Source organism: Sphingosinicella sp., assembly GCF_052388015.1.
Lineage (GTDB): Bacteria > Pseudomonadota > Alphaproteobacteria > Sphingomonadales > Sphingomonadaceae > Allosphingosinicella.
This window is the reverse complement of the sequence record NZ_JBQTIN010000055.1, coordinates 1-4,830: the sequence shown is the minus strand read 5'-3', so window position 1 is coordinate 4,830 and position 4,830 is coordinate 1. Positions and strand designations below refer to the sequence as shown.

7 protein-coding genes are annotated in these 4,830 nt (G+C 65.8%); 1 reads left to right on the top strand and 6 read right to left on the bottom strand.

Annotation, left to right across the window (positions count from 1 at the left end; genetic code table 11):
- Positions 1–55: 55 nt before the first annotated feature.
- Positions 56–487 carry an endonuclease domain-containing protein gene (locus tag ACT4N3_RS04900; RefSeq protein WP_444854090.1) on the top strand — a complete coding sequence of 144 codons (432 nt, stop codon included), beginning with the start codon at positions 56–58 and terminating at the stop codon, positions 485–487.
- A gap of 8 nt (positions 488–495) precedes the next feature.
- On the opposite strand, the gene ACT4N3_RS04895 is transcribed toward ACT4N3_RS04900, so the two are convergent.
- The 6 genes from ACT4N3_RS04895 to ACT4N3_RS04870 all read right to left on the bottom strand — a co-directional run.
- On the bottom strand, positions 496–945 hold the full coding sequence (locus ACT4N3_RS04895; RefSeq protein ID WP_444854089.1) for a hypothetical protein: 450 nt from the start codon (positions 943–945) through the stop codon (positions 496–498).
- A gap of 11 nt (positions 946–956) precedes the next feature.
- On the bottom strand, positions 957–1,355 hold the full coding sequence (locus ACT4N3_RS04890; RefSeq protein WP_444854088.1) for a RidA family protein: 399 nt from the start codon (positions 1,353–1,355) through the stop codon (positions 957–959).
- Between the two features lie 448 nt (positions 1,356–1,803).
- On the bottom strand, positions 1,804–3,399 hold the full coding sequence (locus ACT4N3_RS04885; RefSeq protein ID WP_444854087.1) for a carboxyl transferase domain-containing protein: 1,596 nt from the start codon (positions 3,397–3,399) through the stop codon (positions 1,804–1,806).
- A gap of 112 nt (positions 3,400–3,511) precedes the next feature.
- Complete coding sequence (locus ACT4N3_RS04880; RefSeq protein WP_444854086.1) at positions 3,512–3,787, bottom strand: hypothetical protein; 276 nt, start codon at positions 3,785–3,787, stop codon at positions 3,512–3,514.
- 24 nt (positions 3,788–3,811) lie between these two features.
- Positions 3,812–4,489: a TrmH family RNA methyltransferase gene (locus ACT4N3_RS04875; RefSeq protein WP_444854085.1), complete on the bottom strand. Its 678-nt coding sequence runs from the start codon at positions 4,487–4,489 to the stop codon at positions 3,812–3,814.
- Positions 4,486–4,830, bottom strand: a 345-nt coding sequence (locus tag ACT4N3_RS04870; RefSeq protein WP_444854084.1) for an acyl-CoA dehydrogenase family protein, incomplete at its 5' end; no start/stop codon positions are given. The genes ACT4N3_RS04870 and ACT4N3_RS04875, both read right to left, overlap by 4 nt.

Below are 4,830 nucleotides of genomic sequence, written 5' to 3'. Positions count from 1 at the left end.
CCGAGCTTGTCTCGGGGAGGGGGACCGTGCGAAGCACGGTGGAGGGGCAAGACCGATGCTCAGGAACATCGCGCCGAAGGGACCGGCAAGGACTGTCCGCCGCGCCCGAAAACTCCGCCGCGAGATGACCCTTCCGGAAATCTTGCTGTGGCAGGCGCTTCGCAAGCATCCGGACGGCCTCAAATTCCGTCGCCAGCATCCGACCGGCCCCTTCATTCTGGATTTCTTCAGCAGCGATGCAAGACTCGCCGTCGAGATCGATGGGGATGCCCATTCGCGCGGCGATAGACCAGAGCGGGATGCGGCGCGAGATGCCTGGCTGATGGCCGCCGGCATCGAGGCGATGCGCATCCCGGCAGCCGACCTGCTGGGTGACTTGGAAGCGGTGGTCCGCGGCATCTGCGCGCGGGTCCTGGCTCGCCTGCCCCTCCACCACCCGGCTGCGCCCGGCGGTCCCCCTCCCCGAGACAAGCTCGGGGAGGAATGAAAAGCTGATCAGCACGCGCAGCCGAAGCGGCCGGCCAGGGTGCGGGAGAGCCGGCCCTGGCCGACGGTCAGCGACGCCGGCCAGTCGGCGCTGTCGCTTTCCGGATGGGAACTGATCCGCCCGGTTCGCCGCAGGCTGAGCCTCAAGCCGGCGCAGGCGACGTTCGCCCGCCCGTTCGACAGCGCCGAAAATTCATTGTCGCTGATCCGGCAGACCTGCCGCCCGGCGCGGGTGCTGAGCGTCAGCTCGTTGCCGATCACCCGCATTAGGGTGCCTCGGCCGCTATTGAAGCTGCACTCGCAGCCGCTCTCGCCGGTCGCGCTGAGATCGCGCTCGCTGAGCGGCAGCAAGGGCGCAGTCGCCGCCGGCGCGCGCGGCTGGGCGGCGATCATCGAGGAGCCGGCGACGAACGTGACGAGCGCCGCCAGCGCCATGACAGACAGATGGGCCTTCCGCATCCTCGCCTCCCTTATCGCGCTGCGATCACCTCGATCTCCAAGAGCCAGGCCGGATCGTAGATGCCCGCGATGATGATGGTGAGCGCCGGGGTCAAGCCCGCCAGCACCTCCTGCCGGATCGCGCTGTTCTCGGCCGCGTAGGCGCGGTCGGAGAGGAAGGTCGTCACCTTGACGATATCGGCGAGCCCCATGCCGCCGGCGCGAAGCTGCGCCTCGACATTGCGCCAGACGAGGCGGCACTGATCGCCGAACGCGGCGGGCACGTTGCCGTCCTCATCCACCGGAATCTGCCCGGAGACGAACAGCAGCTCCCGCGTGCCTTCAACGCGCACTGCCTGCGCATAGCCGCCGGAGGCGGAGGGAGGCCCCTCGGCATTGATCGGAATGACATTCATCAGCTTGGCAAGCACCGCAGGATTTCGGCTTCGAAAGCGCTGTCCGCATGGCAATCGATGGCGTGAAGCAGCTCGGGGACGGATGGGGCTCGCGGTCGAACGCCTTCACCAACGACCAACGGATATTCGAGCACAAATCGGCGCGCCCCATTTGGGTCGGGCCTGACGCGGTGAATGGAGGCAAACCTGGGCGGCGGGACATTTCTCACAAGGACAAGGGTCCATGGTGCGCCGCGAAGTCTGCCCTCGCGACAAGCGCGCCGGTAGGCGATGCGGAAATTCCGAGCGGTTGCACGGAACATCGCTGAGTCACTCGAAATCACGATGGCAGTATCCGGCGATTGCGGCTCCAGTTCGAGCACCGGCGTGCCACAAGCGGAAACCCGCCGACCCGCATCGTCGGTCTGAGCCATAGCCGGGAGTGCCGCCAACCCCAGCAACAGGAACGAGAACCGGTACACCATCACATCCTGAACACGCCGAACTTCGCCCGTTCCGGAATCGGCGCGTTCAGCGTCGCGGCGAAGGCCAGCCCCAGCACGTCCCGCGTCTGCACGGGGTCGATCACGCCGTCGTCCCAGAGCCGCGCGGTGGCGTGGTACGGATTCCCCTGCGCCTCGTAATCGTCGCGGATCGGCTGCTTGAACGCATCGGCCTGCTCCGGCGTCCAGCTCTCCGCGTCGCGGTGCACGGTCGCCAGCACGCTCGCCGCTTGCTCGCCGCCCATCACGCTGATCCGGCTGTTCGGCCAGGTGAACAGGAAGCGTGGGCTATAGGCTCGCCCGCACATCCCGTAATTGCCCGCGCCGAAGCTGCCGCCGATCAGGACGGTGATCTTCGGCACGCTCGCCGTCGCCACCGCCGTCACCAGCTTGGCGCCATTCTTGGCGATCCCCTCCGCCTCATATTTCCCGCCGACCATGAAGCCGGAAATATTCTGGAGGAAGAGGAGCGGCACCCGCCGCTGGCAGGCCAGCTCGATGAAATGCGCGCCCTTGAGCGCGCTCTCGCTGAACAGGATGCCGTTGTTCGCGAGGATCGCGACCGGGATGCCCCAGATGCGCGCGAAGCCGCAGACGAGCGTAGAACCGAACAACGGCTTGAACTCGTGGAACTCCGAGCCGTCGACGATCCGCGCGATCACCTCATGCACGTCATAGGGCGTGCGCACATCGTCCGGGATCACCCCGTACAGACCCTCCGGATCGAGCCTCGGCGGCACCGGCTCGGCCAGGTCGATGTCCACCGCCTTCACTGTGTTCAGCCGCGCCACGATGTCCCGCACGATGCTGAGCGCATGCTCGTCATTCTCGGCGAGATGATCGACCACGCCGCTCTTGCGGGCATGCAAATCGCCGCCGCCCAGCTCCTCGGCCGTAATCACCTCGCCCGTCGCCGCCTTCACCAGCGGCGGCCCGGCGAGGAAGATCGTCCCCTGCTCGCGCACGATCACGCTCTCGTCGCTCATTGCCGGCACATAGGCGCCGCCCGCCGTGCAGCTCCCCATCACGCAGGCGATCTGCGCCAGCCCCTCGGCCGACATCTGCGCCTGGTTGTAGAAGATGCGCCCGAAATGCTCGCGGTCGGGGAAGACCTCGGCCTGGTGCGGCAGGTTCGCGCCGCCGCTGTCGACCAGATAGACCGACGGCAGCCGGTTCTGCAGCGCGATCTCCTGCGCGCGCAGATGCTTCTTCACCGTCATCGGGTAGTAGGTGCCGCCCTTCACCGTCGCGTCGTTGCAGACGATCATCGTCTCGCGCCCCGACACGCGGCCGATCCCGGCGATCATCCCCGCGCCCGGCACCTCGCCTTTATAGAGGTCGCAGGCAGCGAGCTGGCCGATTTCGAGGAAGGGCGAGCCCGGATCGAGCAGCCTTTCCACCCGCTCCCTCGGCAGCAGCTTGCCGCGCGCCACATGGCGTTCGCGATGCTTCTCCGGCCCGCCCTTCGCCGCTTCTGCGACCCGTGCGCGGAGTTCCTCCGCCAGAGCCCGGTTGTGCGCGACATAGGCGCGGAACGTCTCCGAATTCTCGTCGAGCTTGCTAGTCAGGACGGTCACCGCCCACTCTCCCCCTCGTCACCCCGGACTTGATCCGGGGTCCACCTGCCTTTGCGGCCATTGTGAAAGGAAGGCGGATGCCGGATCAAGTCCGGCATGACGGAAGAATAGGTCATGCGGGCGCCGTCCCCTGCACGGGCTTCTTGCGGATCAGATAGCGATAGACGCCGATCAGGTTGATGGCGAGCAGGACGACATTCTGCGCCCCGATCCCCTCGCCCTCGTCGTTCATGAACCCCCAGCCGATCAGCGCCACCGAGGCGGTGACGAAGATCACGAACGCCCAGCCGGTCGGCCGCCGGCCGAGATCGAGGCTGACGATCAGCGCCGCTCCCGCTCCGGCAACCGCTCCATAATATTGCAGGATGTCTAGCAGCCTCTCGGTCATCCGGCTTCCCTTGCTACACCAAACCTAGCGCGGCTTCGGAGCCATGACTGTCGGCAAAGGGTTTGTCCGTACACCGCGTTTGTCCCGAAGCCGATACTTGCTTTGATATTCGCGCCGCTGCTTCGCCACCTCGTACAATACGATGCCCGACGAAGTGCCTAAATTCAGGCTCTCGATCATGCCGAACATCGGGATGCTGACGCACATTTCGCTACGCTGGACGGCGCGGTCGCTGATGCCCACCGCTTCGCTGCCGAACCAGACGGCGAGCTTGGTGAAGGCTGTAAAGTCGCCCTCATGCAGGAAGATGCACTTCTTTCCCTTCACGTGCGGCGACGTGACGATCGAGGTAAAATTGTGAAACTCCAGATGGTCGAAGCAATCGTCGGTGCTGTCGAAACGCCTCACGAAGCTCCACTTGACGGCTGAAACGGACGTTTTGCTGAGCGACTTGCGTTCGCGCATCTCCTGCCAGTCGTCCGGCAACGAATGGCGCTCGTCGACGACATAGACTTTCTCCACGCCGAGCGCGTTGACGTTGCGGATCACCGTGCCGATGTTCCGCATGTCGCTGGGGTTCTCGATCACAGCGATCAGGTTCTTGCAGCGAAACGCCTTGATCTCGTCCGCGCGCCGCCGCGCCGAACTCTTCCCTGCCACCTTTTCGGTCGCGGCGGCGGTTTCGTCTTCCGCGTCGCTCATGCCCCGATCAGCTCCCGCCCGATCAGCATCCGCCTGATCTCGTTCGTGCCGGCGCCGATGTCGAGCAGCTTGGCGTCGCGGAAATAGCGCTCGACCGGCCAGTCCTTGGTGTAGCCCGCCCCGCCCAGCGCCTGGATCGCCTCGCCGGCCACCCTGACCGCATTCTCGCTCGCCAGCAGGATTGCGCCCGCCGCGTCGAAGCGCGTCGTCTTGCCCGCGTCGCAGGCCCGCGCCACCTGATAGACATAGGCCCGCGCCGAATTCAGCGAGACATACATGTCCGCCACCTTTGCCTGCATCAGCTGGAAGCTTCCGATCGCCTTGCCGAACTGCTTCCTCTC